Here is a 17142-nt window from a genome sequence, read left to right as displayed (position 1 = left end):
CCAAATCGACCGAGTCAACACCGTTCGGCGAGCGGTCATGGCGGCCTCGATGGTGATGGCGCTACCAATCGCTCTCCTGTTTTTCTTCTTCGAGAACCTTTTTCGTCGACGGGCTGACCTCAGGTGCGACCAAAGGCTGGATTGGTCTTCCGGTCAGTGTAGGGACTACGCGCGCTCGACAGGTTCTGCTTCGACCGAAAGCGCTTCGCCAATGGCGTAGAAATGACCACCCGCAACGTGATGCAGACTGCGCCATTCAGGCCCGGCTGTTTCAAAGTGCCAGTGTCCGTCGCGAAACACACGGTCATCCGCCCATGCCGCCGTTACGTCGCCGATAAACAGGTCGTAAGCATCCTGGATATGAGGCTCGTCGATCAACCTGCATGAGAGCCAGGCCGAGCAGCCTTTCACGAAGGGCAGGTCCTGGCCCGGCACATCGAAAATCGATACCCCTGACTTCTGCAGCTTGTCAGGCTCCTCAAACAGGCTGCGGTTTCCAACCTCATGCGTCAGCTGGAGCTGCGCAACCGTCGGCACCTGTATGACGAAACGTCCGCTCGCCTCGATCAGTGTTCGCGTCTGGGCAATCTTGTCGACCACCACGGTCAGCTTCGGTGGATCGATATCGAGCGCGCAGCACCATGCGGCAGCCATGACGTTGTCAATACCGCCGTGGCGGGCCGATACCAGGATCGTTGGTCCGTAGTTGATCAGGCGAAAAGCCTTTTTGAGTTCAACAGCCTTCATATGTTCGTTCATTAGAAGTCCACGGTGAATTGCGGTTCCTGACATTGCTCCAAGTCTTACGATGGAGCGAGACGCTGCGAAAGGACGCAATTCTGCAAGCGCCCCATCCACGGATATCGGCAACGTGAAGGTCTAGTGCGAGAGTTTGGATACCCTGTGCCGCGACCAGCAGCGCGCAATCGCGGTCGCCGCCCGGATCGAGAGCGACATCTGCCGCATCAACGGGCCGTTTGTTCAGGCGCAGATGCAATTACCATTACGACGACCGTCGAAGAGCCTCACCATCATTACCCGTTCTGAAGCACCTGGGAATCGCCGCACGACTAGAGGAGCCTTGCCCGCTCGCACCTTTATATCCGCAGGGTATCGAATCATCGCAACCCGGTCGCAGGAGCTCTCAAATCCCTGACCCGTCGAGTTGCTGGGCGTCGTCGCCTTCCCAGGGTGAGGGCATGGAGGTGATGCCGGAATTGGCCGAGGGCATTGGCATCCAGCACTTCAATTCCGGCTCGGCATATTCCACGAGGCGGCCGGGCGAGGAATCGGAAGCACGCCAGCCTTCTGCACCGAACTGATCGCCATTCGACCAATAGGCAAGGTCAACTTCTGCCGGCCCCTGTTCGGACGGGCGGATCGTAACGAGTATCCGGCTGCCGTCTTTCGGCGCGGTTGTCATCTGGCGCCAGCCGTGTGGCTCATCCATAATTTTTCCTCCTGGCTTGCCGCAGACCGTGAGTGTCGCCTCGCCATTGGAAACGGTCAACTCACACCTTTGCAGAAATCACCCTGAGAGTTCTGGCCACTCGACCGCTAAGTTGGCTGATTCAAGGCCCTGGCGTCCAATTTAATCCAAAGCTGCGCGGCTGTTGTCATCGCTGCGTGGAACGGGCGCGGACCGGGCAAGGCGGTCAGCATGTTCAGTAGAACAAGCCGCGAGTTGGGGGCTGAGCCATTTCCCCGACGGATAGTGACGTTCTGCCGGTTGAATGCCCGCATCACGGCTGAGAGGTCCGGCAGTCCGATCAATCGGTCCGCGATTGTGCTGCTTTCATTGAAAGAAGAGCGTCATGTCCAGTGCTCAGGCCGGCGGCATCTTCTCGAATTTTGGGACGGCCGGATCGAGGTGGTCCCAAGCGTATCCGGCTGCGGTCCAGGATACCAATTGCGGCTGATATCGGCTTGGATCGTCAAGGCTTGCCGGCGTGACGATGTAGACCTCAGGCATATCGGGGAATGTCATGAAAACGGCCGATCCACATGTCGGGCAGAAGCCGCGCTGCTTGACGGTTCCGCCTTCGCCGACGGTCTGATACACGGATGCTTTTCCGTCGACCTTCACTTCGGCTGCAATGAAAGTCAGATGCGATTGATGTCCGGTACCGCTGGAGCGCTGGCATTGTCGGCACTGGCAATCGACCATCACGGCCGGTTCTCCCGATATCTCGTAGCGGATCGCGCCACAGGCGCAGCCGCCGTTATAGGACTTCGTCATATCGCTCTCTCCTTGCCTCAATCCAGCCCCTGCGAAGTCGCCTCTTCAGCAACGACGGTATCCAGCCGTTCGACGACCTTCTTCCAGCCTTCGCTCATGTTGCGATAGGCAATGTCGTTCCTCGGTAGAACGAAGCCGGAATGGACGAGCCGCAGGCGCGTGCCGGTTTCCGCCTGGGCGAGGGTGAAGGTCACCACCGTCTCCAGCTTCGAACCATATCCGTCATCATTGCTCTCATGGCCGCCCTTCCACGCATAGGACAATCGCTCGTTCGCTACGACCTCCAGTACCTCGCAATGAATGGTTCCGTCCCATTTGCCGGCCGGTTTGGTCTGAAAGGTGAAACGATTGCCGGTGACGGGCAAAAATCCATCGGGCGCCATCAGCCAACGGCCGATCAACTCGCCGCTGGTCAGCGCTTTCCAGATGATATCAGGCGCGTGCGGGAAGACTTCGTCCACGACGATGGCCTGCGTGTCGGAGACGTGCCTCCCGGGTTTCATGGCTTGGTTCATGGGTCGATTTCCTTCAGGAGCTTTCTGAGATCGGTGAAGCGTTCACGCCAGAAGATGCCGTAATGGGTCATCCAGTCGGCCAGCGGCTCGAGACCGGCAGGCTCCGCGCGGTAATAGACATTGCGGCCCTCCGGGCGTTCGCTGACAAGGCCAGCCTGCTTCAGTGATTTGAGATGCTGAGAGATCGCGCCCTGCGTGACATTGCTGCCTCGGGTCAGCTCGACCACCGTTATCTCCTCGGCATTGACGATACGCTCGAACACGGACCGCCGCGTCGGATCGGCCAGCGCACGCATGACAGTGGTTATGGTTTCGGCTTCGAACATGAAAACCCAATAGCACCCGCTAATCAATTAGTCAATGCTATTGGATTTTTTGATTGACCTCATCACCGGGGACTTTGGTCGGATAGGGCCTGAGACTGAAGTCCTATATGTGGAACTGCTTAAGAACCGAGCGGTTTAGCGGTTGGAGACGCCAAGAGACAGGAACTGAACTCTGCGATGGCTGCAGTGTCCTAATCTTGATCTCGTGCATTGACGCCAATCTCGCCAGCAGGGCCGGGGCCTTTGGTCCAGATCAAGCAGTCCCGAGGCGCGACCGGGTAACCCGGTCGAGCAGCGTCCTCGCGCGCCGCCGACAAGTATTTGAACCATCCTCAGGAGGAACCATGCGCTTGCTCATCGTCGAAGACGAACCGGGAATTGCTCTCGCAATCGAGGACGTCGCAATCGCCGCCGGCTTCGAGATTGCCGGAATTGCGACAAACATGTCCGAAGCCGTGGAGCTTGGACCGGAGGCGGATGTCGCACTCGTCGATGTTCGGCTTGGCGATGGCCTCACAGGCCCTTCCATCGCTCGTGCGCTTTTTGCTGGGTTCGGACTGGGCGTCGCCTATTTCACGGCCAATCCCGATCTCATCGAGCAGACAGATGGGCGGCCCGTCATCAGTAAACCAGCAAGCCCCGAAAAGATCGGGGAGGCGTTGTCCCTGGCGGCTAGAAACGCTCGCGAACACATGCTTCAGCATCAGTCAGGACAGGCGACATAGGAGGAGACGCGATTTAGGCCGCCTTCCTTCCGCTGCACGCAGCGCAGCTTCCGGTATCGCAAGAGAACATGAGGGGATCGTCGCGAGGTATGGCTGGAACTCATCAGGGTCAAGAACCTCGATACTGATGTTCATTCCGTTCAGAAGTTTCTGCCATTGCGTTTGATGGGGTCACCATTGCGCAAGAACTGCCATTCGATACCGGTGATCCGTGTCGGCTTCACAATGTGCATGCGCGCCTGCAGCAATCGGAGGGTTGGAACAAGCTTTGTAGGGTCCGCGATCTCCGCTGGGACGGGTCTGCCGGCCTCTATATAGTATTGTTCCAACTCACCGCGAAAGTCTCTGATATCGAACGTGTCTATTCCCGCGTTGAACCAGTCCGCCAAGATGACATCGCAGACAATATCAAGGCTATTCGGGTCATCGAAATCGAGCAAGGTTGTCGGCATTGGCGGACCTTCTGATGTTCGTCCTTCAAGCCCCCAACGCAGTCTTTTCTGACGCAGCCTCGCCATGAGTGCGACGAGAATATTGGGGCTCGCCACCCAGCACGAAGACGAGCCCCAGCCCCGGTGCCTGTCTCATCTACGCCCTTCACCGTGACGATCCGATTAGAACCCCGCGCCTTGGCGGCCGCAATTCGATCGATCGGATTAGCTCTGCCGTCTGCCGCATAGAATCCCGCTGGCGCGGGCTTTTTTGGGCAATTATTTCGGAAGCGAAACTGTGGATAAGTTGGCAATGCCTCGATGTGATTAGCCTTTTCCGAATTGCCGTCTGGTGGTCGACCTCCGGTTGTCGAGGGAATGATGTGGCGACCTGACCCGTTGCTGCCACCGGCATCTCATGCCGGTGGCAATTGTAACCACAGCCCAATGGCGACTGTGTCTCTTACCTTGCGCTTTCGGGGAAGACCGGCAGGCGCGAGATATGGGTGGGATCGTGCTGGATGACGAGCGTGGCATTCAGCCCGTCGGCAACCGCCTCGAGGCGTTCCATCGATGCAAGTGTATCTGCCCGGTTTTCATTGAAACCCGGCACGCCATGAGTGGCCAGGTTGTCCGCGAAGTGCACGACATCGCCGGAAAGCAGGACCGGTCCCTTCTTCGCAAGCTTTACCAGGAGGGCGGCTTCCCCTTTGGTATGGCCAGGCATCGACAGCATCATCACGCTACCGTCGCCGAAGACGTCACGGTCGCCGGTCACGAGATCGAGTTTCCCCTTGCCATCGAGCCAGGGTTTGACGAGATCCGGTACAACAGCGAAGGGTAGGGGGTTGTCATGAAAAGTCTGCCAATCGGCAGCCCCGATCATGAGCGTTGCCTTCGAAAAGGTCGCGGCCTGCCCGAGATGGTCGAAATGGTTGTGGCTGATGCCGATGGTGGAGATCTGCTCCGGTTTGATGCCGATCTGTTTCAACTGCGTCGGGATGTCGGTTTTGAGCGAGACGCCGATCGGCGCATCCTGATCGGGTGCCTTGCCGATGAGTCCGGCAGGAAGCCCCGTGTCCCAAAGCAGGTAATCGCCGCCGTGGCGGATCACGTAGCAGCTGTCGGTCAGCACGCCCTTCTTGCCGGCAAAGGCGAACGTGTCCGAAAACATCGACAGATCCTTGACGATGACGTCGCCACAATCGAGACGCCAAAGTTCAAGGTCTGGAGCCGCGCRTGTCGGAGTGGAGGCGAAAGATAGCGATGCGACCGTTGCTCCGATTGCAAGCGCAAATTTGAAGGTCTTCATAAAGGTCTCCTTGTGTTGAAGACCTTTCTTGTGCCGCCCTTCCTCGCAGGCCATGCGCCAGATTTGTGGTCACTTGAGCCCGAAACGCTCACCCGCGGTATTTTTTCTTGCCGCGCCTTCTCATACATTGCGCTTATGAACATGATGATCCGCGACCGACGTTCCGAGCTCTCCCGCCGCCTGCTCGATCGACTCCGCCCCATGGTGGCGGGGAAGCTCGACGTAGGGATGCATCCTTATGGCGAGCAACTGTTCGCCTATTGCTGCTTCGACCGCGAACGGCTGGCCGCTCTTCGACTTGATTGTCCCATGATCTGCATCGTGCTTCACGGCCAAAAGGACGTGTGGCTTGGCGATCGCACCCGGTCCTTCCCAGTCGGCTCGCTCTTCGTGTTGCCCGGCGGTGTAGCGATGGACGTGGTCAACATTCCAGACGACAAGACGGGCGTTTATGCAGCGTTGCGGCTCGACGTGCCGTCCCTGCCGGCGGGCATTCCACCGCTCTCCGTTGCAGAGCGCGCCGGTCGTGCCGCCGATCTCGATGCAGTGCCACTAAGCATCGATCTCGTCGAGACGATTTGCCATGCAGCATCCACGATCGCCGATGTCAGCGTTGGCGAAACGATCAAGCGGCTGAGGCTGACAGAAGTTCTGGCGTTGTTGCGGCCGCTTGCCGAGGCCCGACCGCTCTTCAGACAAAGCCTGTCGGACGATATCGCCTGGCTGATCGCAACTGCTCCTTCAGAGCCCTGGAACGTTTCTGATGTTGCAGAAAAACTTGGAATTGGAGCGTCCACGCTGCGACGTCGATTGGCCACGGATGGCACCTCCTTCCGTGCAATCTTGCGGCGCGAGCGTCTAAGGGCAGCGCAACATGCAATCACGTCCGGCGCGACGGCAATCGCCGCCGCCGAGGCTGCGGGTTACGTGTCGCGTTCACACTTTTCCCGCCGGTTTCGCGAGAGTTTTGGGACCAGTCCGACAGGGCGGTCATAACATCGAAAGTCTGTGAACCAGTTTCGCTTTCGTTCGAAACGCTTTGACGCGTCACGATCGGAGCGACTGGCATATCAAAGACCCCATACGACCGCCTCCTCGTGGCGTTTGATGAGGTGCCTCAGACTTTCGAAGCCGGAGCGGACAAATGTGGCAAACTGGTCGACGGCGGGCGAACGGGGCGCATCGACACGGCTGAGGATCGCCAACGCTCGTTCGGGATGCGGAATGGTGATGGGCAGTGCCGTGATCGATTTGTCCCTGCGCTGCGCAAAGACGACGCTATGGGGCATGATCGTCAACGCATCGGCCATTTTCAGATAGTTGATCACTGCCATCAGCGAACCGCCCGAATAGCGGATCTTGAGCTCGGTTGCCCCGAATGAGAGAAGCAGCGCGCGCAGATCCGTGAGCAAGGGGCTGCCCGGTGGCGGTGCGACCCACGGATATTCGAGAAGATGGCTCGGCTGTGGCCGCCTCTTCAAGAGCAGGGGGTGCGTGATCCGACAGGCGACAACGTTGCGGCCGGGAAGAATCTGCTGAAACTCGAGCCCCGACCCTTCGTCGAGAATATCGATCGGACAGATAGCAAGGTCGATCTGGTCGGCCTTCAGCGCCGCCCTGAGATCCGGGAAGTAACCGTAGCTCTGGTCAATGCGTACATCGGGGTGGCTCGACTGAAACTCCGCACAGATGCCGGCAATCAGTCCGTCCATGAAAAAGGGCGTGCCGCCTACGCGCACGACGCCGCTCTTTCCGACCCTGAAACTCTCGACGAGATCGGAGGCCTTGCGTGAGGACGCCAGCATGACGAAACCGTGCTCGGCGAGAGCGAGACCAAAAGCTGTCGGCTGCAGCGGGCGACGGCCCTTGACGAACAGCGGCTCGCCCAGGCGTTTCTCCAGCATCGACAAGGTGCGCGAGACGGCAGGTTGCGCGAGCCCCAGCAAAGCCGCGCCTTCGGTAACGCCGCCGGTCTTGACTACGGCCGCGAGCTGGATCAGGTGACGCTCATCGATCTTCATAACGATCTGTTATATTATCTTCCAACAAAATCATCAATCGATGTGTCTCCACCTGCTATTCTCCCGATACTGTCGCAGAGCAAGTCGGGAGGATTGGCATGGCGGGGCGCTCTCAACCGCTGACATTCAGCGAGGCTACTTCGTCCGAAGCCTTCGCCGAGCGCTTTTCTTCCGGCCGGGACGACAGGCTGGTCGAACTGCTCGCCGCCGCCGTGACCCATGTGCACGACCTCATCAAACAATTTCGGCCGACCCAGGACGAGTGGCGAAGGTTCATCGCCTTCCTGACGGAGGTCGGTCATGCCTCGGACGAGCGCCGGCAGGAATGGGTCCTCCTGTCCGATCTGGTCGGCGCTTCGGCACTCGTAGAAGATATCAATTCGCGCCGGCCCAAGGGGGCGACGCCCAATACCATCCGCGGGCCGTTCTTCCGCGCCGATGCGCCGGAACGTGCTTCGGCTTCGTCGATCTCGCTCGATGGCATCGGCGAACCGCTGTTGGTCTCGGTTTGTGTCCAGGATCTCGACGGCCTCCCGGTCGCAGATGCTGAGGTGGTGACCTGGCAGGCCAATGCAGAGGGCTTCTACGAGAACCAGCAGCCGGATCTCCAGCCGGAACATAATCTGCGCGGCCTGTTCAGAACCGATGCGCAGGGGTGTTTTTCCTATCGCTCCGTTGTTCCGTCCGGCTACGGCGTGCCGGCCGACGGTCCTGTCGGCGGGCTGCTGTCTGCGGCCGGTTATCCGCTGCGCCGGCCGGCGCATCTGCATTTCGTTGTGCGTGCAAAAGGCTTCGAGACGATTACGACGCATGTTTACGACGCGAGTGATCCGCATCTGCACGAAGACGCGCTGTTTGGCGTGCGGCCCGAACTTGTCACCTCTTTCGATCCCCTCGAGGTCGACGGTCGCAGCGCAAAGGCGGTCAAACTTACCTTCGTCATGGTCCGGGCAAAACCGGGGAGGGTGGCATGATCGGCCCATTTTCCTATGCGGGCAGTCCTGCGCAGATCGTCTTCGGTACGGGCAGTAAAAGCAAACTGGCTGAATGGATTACCAATGCCGGCTGCAAGCGGGCACTGGTGCTTTCGACGCCGCATCAGAGAGCCGATGCCGAAGCACTGGCCCGCGACATTGGCCCGCTTGCCTGTGGCGTCTTTGCCGGCGCGGTCATGCACACGCCCGTCGACGTGACCGAGGCCGCGATGAAGGTCGTGGCCGAAACCAGGGCGGATTGTGTGGTCTCGCTCGGCGGCGGATCCACGACGGGGCTCGGCAAGGCGATTGCCTATCGCACCGACCTTCCGCAGATCGTCGTGCCAACCACCTATGCCGGCTCGGAAGTCACCCCCATTCTTGGCCAGACGGAAGGCGGTCGCAAGACGACTGTTCGCGACGCACGGATCCTGCCGGAAATCGTCATCTACGATCCGGCGTTGACCCTGGGACTGCCCGTTTCGATGAGCGTGACGAGCGGGCTCAATGCCATGGCGCATGCCGTCGAGGGTCTCTATGCGCGCGATCGCAATCCGATTTCGACCCTGATGGCCCTTGAGGGCCTACGCGCCTTTTCCCGCAGCCTGCCCGTAATCGTCGAAAGGCCCGATGACGCGGGCGCCCGAAATGAAGCGCTCTATGGCGCCTGGCTCTGCGGCACGGTGCTCGGCACTGTCGGCATGGCGTTGCATCACAAAATTTGCCACACGCTGGGCGGTTCTTTTGAAACCCCGCATGCTGAAACCCATGCGGTGATGCTACCGCATACGGCCGCGTTCAACGCCAAGGCGGCAGCATCGGAACTTGCCACGGCAGCCGACATCTTTGGCGGTTCGATCGGCGGCGGGCTTTGGGATTTTGCCAAAGCGATCGGCGCACCTTTGTCGCTCAAGGAATTCGGATTGTCACAGGCCGATCTCGACCGCGCTGCATCGATCGCCGTCGAAAATCCTTACTGGAACCCGCGCCCCATCGATCGGGATTCGATCCGGGCGCTCTTGCAGGAGGCCTGGGAAGGCCGCCGGCCGGTAGATTGAAAATCTGCCGGATCACGCGCTCTTTGGGAGGAGAGGAAAATGGGAGGATACATGTTTACGAGACGCGATTTTCTGAAGACGACGGCCGCCGGCGGAGCCGCGCTTGCTGCGTCCGGCCTGGCTGCGCCGGCAATCGGCCAGACGGCAGCTATCAAACTTGGTTACGTCAGTCCGCAGACCGGTCCGCTTGCCGCTTTCGGCGAAGCTGACAAGTTCGTCATCGATTCCTTCCTGGCAACGACCAAGAGGCTCGGCCTCAGCTATGAAGTCGTGGTCAAGGACAGCCAGTCCAACCCCAACCGCGCCGCCGAAGTTGCCAAGGAACTGATCGTCGACGACCAGATCAACCTCATGCTGGTATCCTCAACGCCGGAGACGACCAATCCGGTTTCCACGACCTGCGAAGGCGAGGGCATGCCCTGCATTTCGACGGTCGCGCCCTGGCAGCCCTGGTTTATCGGCCAGCAGGGTAATCCGGGCGACCCTGCCTCATGGAAGCCCTTCGACTATGCCTACCATTTCTTCTGGGGGCTGGAGGATATCATTGCCGTCTTCACCGGCATGTGGGGCCAGATCGAAACCAACAAGAAGATCGGCGGGCTGTTTCCGAACGACGGAGATGGCAATGCCTGGGGCGACAAGGTCGTCGGCTTTCCGCCCGTGCTCGAAAAGCTCGGTTATGGTTTGACCGATACCGGCCGCTACCAGAACCTGACGGATGATTTCTCCGCACAGATCAACGCCTTCAAGCAGGCGCAAACCGAAATCCTGACAGGCGTGATGATCCCGCCCGACCTCACCACCTTCTGGAACCAGGCCAAGCAGCAGGGTCTGAAGCCGAAGATTGCCTCGATCGGCAAGGCGCTTCTTTTCCCGCAGACCGTCGAGGCGCTTGGCAATGCCGGCCACAATCTGTCGACGGAAGTCTGGTGGACACCGAGCCATCCGTTCAAATCCTCGCTGACCGGTGAGACGACGGCTGCCGTTGCTGACGCCTTTACGAAATCCACCGGTCGTCCCTGGACGCAGCCGATCGGCTTTGCCCATGCCCTGTTCGAACTCGCCGTCGACGTCATGAAGCGCGCCGGCGATGTCAGCGATGGTGATGCGGTGGCGAAGGCGATCGGGGAAACCAAGCTCGATACGCTGGTCGGACCGATTGCCTGGGGCAATGAGAAGCTTCCGCCTTTCGCTCAGAAAAACGTCGCCAAGACGCCGCTGGTCGGCGGTCAGTGGCGGCTGAAATCGGGCGGCGGCTACGATCTCGTCGTCGTCGAAAATGGCCTTGCACCCAACGTGCCGCTCGGCGGCAAGCTCGAAGCCCTTGCGTAGGGCGCACGTCCGCCCGGCTCTGCGGCCGGGCGGATACTCGCGGAGATTGACCGATGCCCATCCTGGAACTTAATGATGTCTCGAAGTCCTTCGGCGCGCTCGTCGTTGCAGAGGATATCAGCTTTTCGGTCGAGCCTGGCGAGGCGCTCGGGGTCATCGGACCGAATGGCGCCGGCAAATCCACGCTCTTCAATCTGATCAACGGCAATCTGTCCGTTGCGGGCGGAGCCATCAGCTTCGACGGCCGCGACGTTACCCGTGCGCCGCCGATGCAGCGCTGCCTTGCCGGCATGGGCCGCACCTTCCAGATCCCGCAACCTTTCGAGCGCCTGACTGTCTATGAAAACCTTCTGGTCGCAGGCGCTTTTGGTACCCGGGCGAGGGAAGCCGATGTCGCAGGCTCCTGCGCCGATATTCTGGTCGAGACCGGTCTGATTGCCAAAGCCAACAGGCCGGCGGCATCGCTCACCCTTTTGGAGCGTAAACGGCTGGAACTCGCCCGCGCGCTTGCTACCAAGCCGAAGCTTCTGCTCCTCGACGAAATCGCTGGCGGCCTGACGGAGGGGGAGTGCCGGCAGCTGGTCGCGACGATCAGGCGCGTTCATCAGCGCGGCATGACCATCATCTGGATCGAGCACGTGCTGCATGCGCTGACGGCGGTTGCCGAGCGCATCCTGGTCCTCAATTTCGGACGGGTCGTCGGCATCGGTGCGCCGGAGGCGATCATGGCTTCGGACGAGGTGCGCACCATCTATCTCGGCATGGAGGTCTGATGGCAAGCCTTCTTGAGATCCGCGGCCTGACGGCTTTTTACGGCGACTTCCAGGCTATTTTCGGCATCGACATTGATCTCGATGCCGGTGAGACGATTGCCGTCATCGGCGCCAACGGAGCGGGAAAGTCGACGCTGATGCGCTCGATCGCTGGCGTGATTGCGAACCGGGCGGACATGGTCCTGCATCGGGGCGAGGCGATCGGTGCAGTGCCTGCCTTTGATGTCGTGCGTCGCGGCATCGCTCTCGTGCCGGAAGGGCGCAAGCTCTTCGCTTCGCTGACGGTGGAAGAAAACCTGCAGATCGGCGGCTATGGCTGCAAGCGCTCCGGACCGTGGTCGTTGGAAAGCGTCTACGCTCTGTTTCCTGTCCTGAAAGAGCGACGCGGCAGTCCGGCGACAGCGCTTTCCGGCGGCCAACAGCAGATGGTGGCAATCGGCCGGGCCCTGATGTCGAACCCGGAAATCCTTCTCTGCGATGAGCTCAGTCTCGGCCTGGCGCCTGTCGTCATCAAGGACATCTACGCCGCCTTCGCTCGTATTCGTGCATCCGGGATGGCGATCGTCGTCGTCGAGCAGGACATCGCCCAGGCCCTGAAGGTCGCCGATCGTGTCTATTGCATGATGGAGGGACGGATCACACTCACCGGGCGCCCTGCCGATCTCGACCGGGCCGAAATCCATGCAGCCTATTTTGGAGCGGAGAGCGATGAACTGGCTTGATACACTTCTTCAGGGAGCACTGCTTGGCGGGCTCTATGCGCTGTTTGCGGCGGGCCTCAGTCTTGTCTTCGGGATCATGCGGCTTGTCAATCTCGCCCACGGCGACCTCATCGTGCTGGCAGCATTCTTGATCCTGCTGCTCGTCTCGTCGCTTGGCCTTGATCCATTCATCGCGGCGCTGATTGCCGCACCCATGATGTTTGCGATCGGCTGGCTGCTGCAATACCACCTTCTCAACCGCACGCTCGGCAAGGATGTCCTGCCGCCACTGCTCGTGACCTTTGGCCTCTCCATCGTCATCCAGAACGGCCTTCTGGAGGCCTTCACGGCCGACAGCAGAAGGATCTCCGCCGGCTCGCTGGAGACGGCGTCGCTGCAACTGGGGAGCATCAATGCCGGTCTGATGCCGCTCCTAACCTTCGGCTCGGCAGTCGTGGTCATTGTCGCCTTGAACCAGCTCATCTATCGCACGGCCCTTGGGCGCGCCTTCCGCGCGACGTCGGATGATGTGGTCACCGCCGGCCTGATGGGCATTCGCCCGAATTCGATCTTCGCCATCGCCACGGGCCTGGCGATGATGATCGTGACCATCGCCGCACTCTATCTCGGCATGCGGGCGAATTTCGATCCGACAGCCGGGCCGGCGCGGCTGATCTATGCTTTCGAAGCGGTGATCATCGGCGGTCTCGGATCGCTCTGGGGCACACTTGCCGGCGGAATCATCCTCGGGCTGGCGCAGACGATCGGCGCCGCCGTCAATCCGGAATGGCAGATCCTTGCCGGGCATCTCGCCTTCCTGATCGTCCTGCTCCTGCGTCCGCGCGGCCTCTTTCCGCGCGCTGTCGATTGAGGCCGCGCCATGACCACGGGTTTGGAAACGATGACGAGCGATGGCCAGGCATATCAGGACTGGCGGATCGAAACAGGCACACGGCTGTCCCGGGCCTTTTCATTCGTCTGCCTGGTTGCGTTCGCCGCCCTTGCGGTCGCACCGCTTTTGCTGTCGCGCGGCGTAGTGCAGGATCTGTTCTTCATCCTGACGATGCTGACGCTGGCGCAGAGCTGGAACCTGCTTGCCGGTTATGCGGGGCTGATTTCGGTCGGTCAGCAGCTCTTTGTCGGTTGCGGCGCCTATGCTCTCTTCGGCCTTGTCATTCTTGCCGGCCTCGACCCGATACTCGCCATTCCGCTTGCCGGCGTTTCGGCCATGCTCATCGCCGTGCCGACCGCGTTCTTCGCCTTTCGCCTCTATGGTCCCTATTTTGCGATCGGAACGTGGGTGATCGCCGAAGTCGGGCGGCTGCTGCTTGCCCAATGGAAGGCGCTCGGTGGTGGTACCGGCACATCGCTGCCGCGCGATGCGACCCGTGACATGCTCGGCATTTCCCTGCTTGAAGACTGGTTTGGCATGCGCGCGGCCGCGGCAGCCGATGCCCTGTCCTTCTGGCTTGCGCTGATCGTAGCGGCCGTGACGATTGCGATTGTCTACAAGCTGTTGCGCAGCCGCCAGGGTCTCGGGCTTGCAGCGGTACGCGACAACGAGACCGCTGCGCGCGCGCTGGGCGTCGATGCACGCCGGTTGAAGACGATGATCTATCTGCTCACGGCCTTCATTACCGGCATCATCGGCGCGCTCATCTATCTCCAGAAGGCGCGGATATCGCCCGACGCCGCCTTCTCGCTGACCGACTGGACGGCCTATGTCATCTTCATCACGGTCATCGGCGGCATCGGCACGATCGAAGGGCCGATCCTTGGCGTGCTGGTCTTCTTCTTCCTGCAGAACGCCTTTTCGGCCTACGGCTCCTGGTACCTTCTGGCACTTGGAGCACTCGCCGTCGTCACCATGCTGTTTGCACCCCGGGGGCTCTGGGGGCTGATATCCGACCGTACCGGCTTCGAACTCTTTCCGGTTCGTCGCCTGCTCAGGGGCGGACCTGTTGTACCAAATGAAAAGGGAGGGCCGAATGGCTGACATCACCACCGACGTCTTGATCATAGGCACGGGGCCTGCGGGTTCGGCGACCGCCGCATTGCTTGCGAGCTACGGTCTGGAGCCGCTTATCATCAATCGCTATCGCTGGCTCGCCAATACGCCACGCGCGCACATCACCAACCAGCGCACGATGGAGGTCCTGCGCGATCTCGGCCGGGACGTTGAAGATGAGGCATATCTCTTTGCGACGGAACAGGACCTGATGGGCCAGAACGTCTTCTGTACGGCGGTGGCCGGCGAGGAAATCGGCCGCATGCAGAGCTGGGGCAATCATCCACTGTCACGTGCCGAGCATCTCCTGTCCTCGCCAGGGCGGATGAACGACCTGCCGCAGACCTATATGGAGCCGCTGCTCTTCAAGACGGCCTGCTCGCGCGGCGCCCAGTCGCGCATGTCGACCGAATATTTGAGCCACGTCCAGGACGCGGGTGGAGTCACGACGACCTGCCTTGACCGCCTGACGGGCAAGGAAGTGGCGATCCGCTCGAAATTCCTCGTCGGCGCAGACGGCGGCAATTCGAAGGTCGCCGAACATGCCGGCCTGTCCTTCGAGGGCCGCATGGGCGTTGCCGGTTCCATGAATATCCTCTTCGAGGCTGATCTGTCGCGTTATGTCGCCCATCGTCCTTCGGTGCTCTACTGGGTGTTGCAGCCGGGCGCGGATGTCGGCGGTATCGGCATGGGCCTCGTGCGCATGGTGCGGCCCTGGAATGAGTGGTTGATCGTCTGGGGCTATGACATTAACCAGCCGGCACCTGCCGTCGACAACGCCTTTGCAACCAAGGTTGTGCGTGAACTGGTCGGCGTTCCCGACCTTGAACCAAAGATCAAGTCGGTCTCCACCTGGACGGTCAACAACATGTATGCGACGACCCTGTCGAGCGGCCGGGTCTTCTGCATGGGCGACGCAGTGCACCGTCATCCGCCATCGAATGGCTTGGGCTCCAACACCTCGATCCAGGATGGGTTCAACCTCGCCTGGAAGCTTGCCATGGTGATCCGAGGACAGGCCGGAATGGGCCTCCTCGACAGCTATCAGGCCGAGCGCGCGCCGATCGCCAAACAGATCGTCACTCGCGCCAACAAGTCGATCGAGGAATTCGGTCCGATCTTCAAGGCGCTTGGCCTCCTGGATTCCGTCGATCCCGTCAAGATGCAGCAGAACATGGACGCACGTTGTGATGACGGCGAGGCTGCAGAACACCAGCGCGCGGCAATCCGCGATGCCATTGCCTATAAGGTCTATGAATTTGACGCTCATGGCGTCGAAATGAACCATCGCTATGCATCAAAGGCGGTCGTCAAGGACGGGCAGGCGGAGCCCGCCTTCGAAAAGGATGCCGAACTTCATAGCCAGCCGACGACCTGGCCAGGTGCACGGCTTCCGCATGTCTGGTTGTTCGGGGCGCAGGGAGAAAAGGTCTCCAGTCTCGATCTCACCGGTCACGGGCTCTTCACGATCCTGACCGGGATCGGTGGCGACGGCTGGATTTCCGCGGCAAAGGCGCTTTCAAAGGAATTCGCGGTGCCGATCACTGTGCACAAGATCGGTCCCCGCCAGATTTGGCAGGACCTGACGGGAGACTGGGCACGCGCCCGCGAGATCAGCGATTCCGGCGCCCTGTTCGTTCGTCCCGACCACCATGTCGCTTGGCGTTCACATGTAGCGGCCTCCGATCCGGAAGCAGAGCTGCGCCGCGTGCTGAAAACAATCCTGGATCGGTGAGGTCGTTATGGGTGCTGAAGAAAACGGTTATTTCACCGAGGAGAATTCCGTCGATGTCGTCATAAGCCGCAATGCGGGGGCAAAGAGCGAACGGCTGAAGCAGATCATGGAGGTCGTCACCCGCAAGCTCCATGAGGCGGTGAAGGAACTCGAGCCGACGCAGGAGGAGTGGATGGATGCGATCCTCTTCCTCACGCGCACCGGCCATACGTGCACCGATTGGCGGCAGGAATTCATTCTGTTGTCGGACGTGCTCGGTGTTTCGATGCTGGTCGACGCGATCAACAATCGCAAGCCCACCGGCGCCTCGGAAAGCACCGTGCTCGGACCGTTCCACGTCGCCGACGCGCCGGAATTGCCTATGGGCGCCAATATCTGCCTCGACCACAAGGGCGAGGACATGGTCATCAGCGGCCGCATACTGGATACCGACGGCAAGCCGATCGCCGGCGCCGTTCTCGATGTCTGGCAGGCCAATGATGAAGGTTTCTATGACGTGCAGCAGCAGGGCATTCAGCCGGATTTCAATCTGCGCGGCGTCTTCCGAACGGGTGAGGACGGGCGCTACTGGTTCCGCGCGGTCAAGCCCAAATATTATCCGATTCCCGATGACGGACCGGTTGGGCAGATGCTGGGCGCGCTCGGCCGTCACCCCTACAGGCCGGCGCATCTGCATTACATCATCAAGGCGGAAGGGTTCGAGACGCTCGTCACACACATCTTTGATCCCGACGATCCCTATATCCGTTCGGACGCGGTGTTTGGCGTCAAGGAGAGCCTTCTCGCCGACTTCAGATTGACTGAGGATCCCGCGCACGCAAGGGAACTCGGCTTCGAGGGGAAATTCTGGCAGGTCGAGCACGATTTCGTGCTGGCGCCAGTTAAGTCTTAGTCGGGACAGATGGTCGCCGCTTCGACCAAGGTGTCTCGTCGTCGCAAAGGGCGTCACTGGCACGCGGCTGTCGGTTGGCGCTGAGAGACTGATATTCCAC

19 protein-coding genes are annotated in these 17142 nt (G+C 60.5%); 11 read left to right on the top strand and 8 right to left on the bottom strand.

Annotation, left to right across the window (positions count from 1 at the left end; genetic code table 11):
* Window positions 1–165 precede the first annotated feature (165 nt).
* The 5 genes from AC1DF8_RS23330 to AC1DF8_RS23310 all read right to left on the bottom strand — a co-directional run bounded on the left by AC1DF8_RS23330 (window position 166) and on the right by AC1DF8_RS23310 (window position 3080).
* Window positions 166–759, bottom strand: a complete 594-nt coding sequence (locus AC1DF8_RS23330) for a flavin reductase family protein (protein WP_478155248.1) — start codon at window positions 757–759, stop codon at window positions 166–168.
* Window positions 760–1144: 385 nt separating this feature from the next.
* Window positions 1145–1450, bottom strand: coding sequence for a hypothetical protein (locus AC1DF8_RS23325; protein ID WP_112545436.1), 306 nt, complete (start codon window positions 1448–1450; stop codon window positions 1145–1147).
* A 375-nt stretch (window positions 1451–1825) separates the two neighbouring features.
* Complete coding sequence (locus tag AC1DF8_RS23320) at window positions 1826–2239, bottom strand: GFA family protein (protein ID WP_112970398.1); 414 nt, start codon at window positions 2237–2239, stop codon at window positions 1826–1828.
* Between the two features lie 17 nt (window positions 2240–2256).
* Window positions 2257–2754 carry an SRPBCC family protein gene (locus AC1DF8_RS23315; protein WP_112545434.1) on the bottom strand — a complete coding sequence of 166 codons (498 nt, stop codon included), beginning with the start codon at window positions 2752–2754 and terminating at the stop codon, window positions 2257–2259.
* On the bottom strand, window positions 2751–3080 hold the full coding sequence (locus AC1DF8_RS23310; RefSeq protein WP_112970396.1) for an ArsR/SmtB family transcription factor: 330 nt from the start codon (window positions 3078–3080) through the stop codon (window positions 2751–2753). Before AC1DF8_RS23310 ends, AC1DF8_RS23315 begins: the two co-directional genes overlap by 4 nt.
* 344 nt (window positions 3081–3424) lie before the next feature.
* Between AC1DF8_RS23310 and AC1DF8_RS23305 the strand changes: the two genes are divergently transcribed.
* Window positions 3425–3805 (top strand): response regulator, encoded by a 381-nt coding sequence (locus AC1DF8_RS23305; RefSeq protein WP_478155245.1) that lies wholly within the window; start codon window positions 3425–3427, stop codon window positions 3803–3805.
* Window positions 3806–3945: 140 nt separating this feature from the next.
* Here the strand turns inward: AC1DF8_RS23305 and AC1DF8_RS23300 are convergent, their stop codons facing one another.
* The gene (locus AC1DF8_RS23300; protein WP_113014173.1) at window positions 3946–4257 is read right to left on the bottom strand and encodes a hypothetical protein; all 312 of its coding nucleotides are present in this window, start codon (window positions 4255–4257) and stop codon (window positions 3946–3948) included.
* 442 nt (window positions 4258–4699) lie between these two features.
* Complete coding sequence (locus tag AC1DF8_RS23295) at window positions 4700–5548, bottom strand: N-acyl homoserine lactonase family protein (protein ID WP_478155243.1); 849 nt, start codon at window positions 5546–5548, stop codon at window positions 4700–4702.
* 135 nt (window positions 5549–5683) lie between these two features.
* On the opposite strand from AC1DF8_RS23295, the gene AC1DF8_RS23290 reads away from it, so the two are divergent.
* Window positions 5684–6544, top strand: coding sequence for a helix-turn-helix transcriptional regulator (locus AC1DF8_RS23290; RefSeq protein ID WP_478155241.1), 861 nt, complete (start codon window positions 5684–5686; stop codon window positions 6542–6544).
* A 74-nt stretch (window positions 6545–6618) separates the two neighbouring features.
* On the opposite strand, the gene AC1DF8_RS23285 is transcribed toward AC1DF8_RS23290, so the two are convergent.
* Window positions 6619–7569, bottom strand: coding sequence for a LysR family transcriptional regulator (locus AC1DF8_RS23285; protein ID WP_113201801.1), 951 nt, complete (start codon window positions 7567–7569; stop codon window positions 6619–6621).
* Window positions 7570–7667: 98 nt separating this feature from the next.
* Here AC1DF8_RS23285 and AC1DF8_RS23280 point away from each other — a divergent pair, with 98 nt between their 5' ends.
* From AC1DF8_RS23280 to AC1DF8_RS23240, 9 genes are read left to right on the top strand one after another with little or no spacing between them, the layout of a single operon-like run.
* A complete protein-coding gene (locus tag AC1DF8_RS23280) occupies window positions 7668–8543 on the top strand; it encodes a dioxygenase family protein (protein WP_478155238.1) in 876 nt (291 codons plus the stop codon).
* Window positions 8540–9601, top strand: coding sequence for a maleylacetate reductase (locus AC1DF8_RS23275; RefSeq protein WP_478155236.1), 1062 nt, complete (start codon window positions 8540–8542; stop codon window positions 9599–9601). Before AC1DF8_RS23280 ends, AC1DF8_RS23275 begins: the two co-directional genes overlap by 4 nt.
* A gap of 51 nt (window positions 9602–9652) precedes the next feature.
* Window positions 9653–10933, top strand: coding sequence for an ABC transporter substrate-binding protein (locus tag AC1DF8_RS23270; protein WP_478155234.1), 1281 nt, complete (start codon window positions 9653–9655; stop codon window positions 10931–10933).
* A gap of 53 nt (window positions 10934–10986) precedes the next feature.
* Window positions 10987–11706, top strand: coding sequence for an ABC transporter ATP-binding protein (locus AC1DF8_RS23265; RefSeq protein WP_478155232.1), 720 nt, complete (start codon window positions 10987–10989; stop codon window positions 11704–11706).
* Window positions 11706–12428 carry an ABC transporter ATP-binding protein gene (locus AC1DF8_RS23260; protein ID WP_478155230.1) on the top strand — a complete coding sequence of 241 codons (723 nt, stop codon included), beginning with the start codon at window positions 11706–11708 and terminating at the stop codon, window positions 12426–12428. The genes AC1DF8_RS23265 and AC1DF8_RS23260 overlap by 1 nt, the downstream gene beginning before the upstream one ends.
* Window positions 12415–13278: a branched-chain amino acid ABC transporter permease gene (locus AC1DF8_RS23255; protein ID WP_478155228.1), complete on the top strand. Its 864-nt coding sequence runs from the start codon at window positions 12415–12417 to the stop codon at window positions 13276–13278. Before AC1DF8_RS23260 ends, AC1DF8_RS23255 begins: the two co-directional genes overlap by 14 nt.
* Window positions 13279–13287: 9 nt before the next feature.
* Entirely contained in the window at window positions 13288–14403 is a 1116-nt protein-coding gene (locus AC1DF8_RS23250) for a branched-chain amino acid ABC transporter permease (protein WP_478155226.1), read from the top strand.
* Window positions 14396–16150, top strand: a complete 1755-nt coding sequence (locus AC1DF8_RS23245) for an FAD-dependent oxidoreductase (RefSeq protein ID WP_478155224.1) — start codon at window positions 14396–14398, stop codon at window positions 16148–16150. Before AC1DF8_RS23250 ends, AC1DF8_RS23245 begins: the two co-directional genes overlap by 8 nt.
* A 7-nt stretch (window positions 16151–16157) precedes the next feature.
* Complete coding sequence (locus tag AC1DF8_RS23240) at window positions 16158–17042, top strand: intradiol ring-cleavage dioxygenase (protein ID WP_112970384.1); 885 nt, start codon at window positions 16158–16160, stop codon at window positions 17040–17042.
* The last annotated feature ends 100 nt before the right edge of the window (window positions 17043–17142 follow it).

This window comes from Rhizobium sp. 05N49 (genome assembly GCF_056396805.1).
This window is presented reverse-complemented; position numbering and strand designations above follow the sequence as displayed.

Coding starts and splice junctions, on each gene's coding strand:
- AC1DF8_RS23330 (WP_478155248.1), bottom strand. CDS start 759: ATGAACGAACATATGAAGGCTGTTGAACTCAAAAAGGCTTTTCGCCTG.
- AC1DF8_RS23325 (WP_112545436.1), bottom strand. CDS start 1,450: ATGGATGAGCCACACGGCTGGCGCCAGATGACAACCGCGCCGAAAGAC.
- AC1DF8_RS23320 (WP_112970398.1), bottom strand. CDS start 2,239: ATGACGAAGTCCTATAACGGCGGCTGCGCCTGTGGCGCGATCCGCTAC.
- AC1DF8_RS23315 (WP_112545434.1), bottom strand. CDS start 2,754: ATGAACCAAGCCATGAAACCCGGGAGGCACGTCTCCGACACGCAGGCC.
- AC1DF8_RS23310 (WP_112970396.1), bottom strand. CDS start 3,080: ATGTTCGAAGCCGAAACCATAACCACTGTCATGCGTGCGCTGGCCGAT.
- AC1DF8_RS23305 (WP_478155245.1), top strand. CDS start 3,425: ATGCGCTTGCTCATCGTCGAAGACGAACCGGGAATTGCTCTCGCAATC.
- AC1DF8_RS23300 (WP_113014173.1), bottom strand. CDS start 4,257: ATGCCGACAACCTTGCTCGATTTCGATGACCCGAATAGCCTTGATATT.
- AC1DF8_RS23290 (WP_478155241.1), top strand. CDS start 5,684: ATGAACATGATGATCCGCGACCGACGTTCCGAGCTCTCCCGCCGCCTG.
- AC1DF8_RS23285 (WP_113201801.1), bottom strand. CDS start 7,569: ATGAAGATCGATGAGCGTCACCTGATCCAGCTCGCGGCCGTAGTCAAG.
- AC1DF8_RS23280 (WP_478155238.1), top strand. CDS start 7,668: ATGGCGGGGCGCTCTCAACCGCTGACATTCAGCGAGGCTACTTCGTCC.
- AC1DF8_RS23275 (WP_478155236.1), top strand. CDS start 8,540: ATGATCGGCCCATTTTCCTATGCGGGCAGTCCTGCGCAGATCGTCTTC.
- AC1DF8_RS23270 (WP_478155234.1), top strand. CDS start 9,653: ATGTTTACGAGACGCGATTTTCTGAAGACGACGGCCGCCGGCGGAGCC.
- AC1DF8_RS23265 (WP_478155232.1), top strand. CDS start 10,987: ATGCCCATCCTGGAACTTAATGATGTCTCGAAGTCCTTCGGCGCGCTC.
- AC1DF8_RS23260 (WP_478155230.1), top strand. CDS start 11,706: ATGGCAAGCCTTCTTGAGATCCGCGGCCTGACGGCTTTTTACGGCGAC.
- AC1DF8_RS23255 (WP_478155228.1), top strand. CDS start 12,415: ATGAACTGGCTTGATACACTTCTTCAGGGAGCACTGCTTGGCGGGCTC.
- AC1DF8_RS23250 (WP_478155226.1), top strand. CDS start 13,288: ATGACCACGGGTTTGGAAACGATGACGAGCGATGGCCAGGCATATCAG.
- AC1DF8_RS23245 (WP_478155224.1), top strand. CDS start 14,396: ATGGCTGACATCACCACCGACGTCTTGATCATAGGCACGGGGCCTGCG.
- AC1DF8_RS23240 (WP_112970384.1), top strand. CDS start 16,158: ATGGGTGCTGAAGAAAACGGTTATTTCACCGAGGAGAATTCCGTCGAT.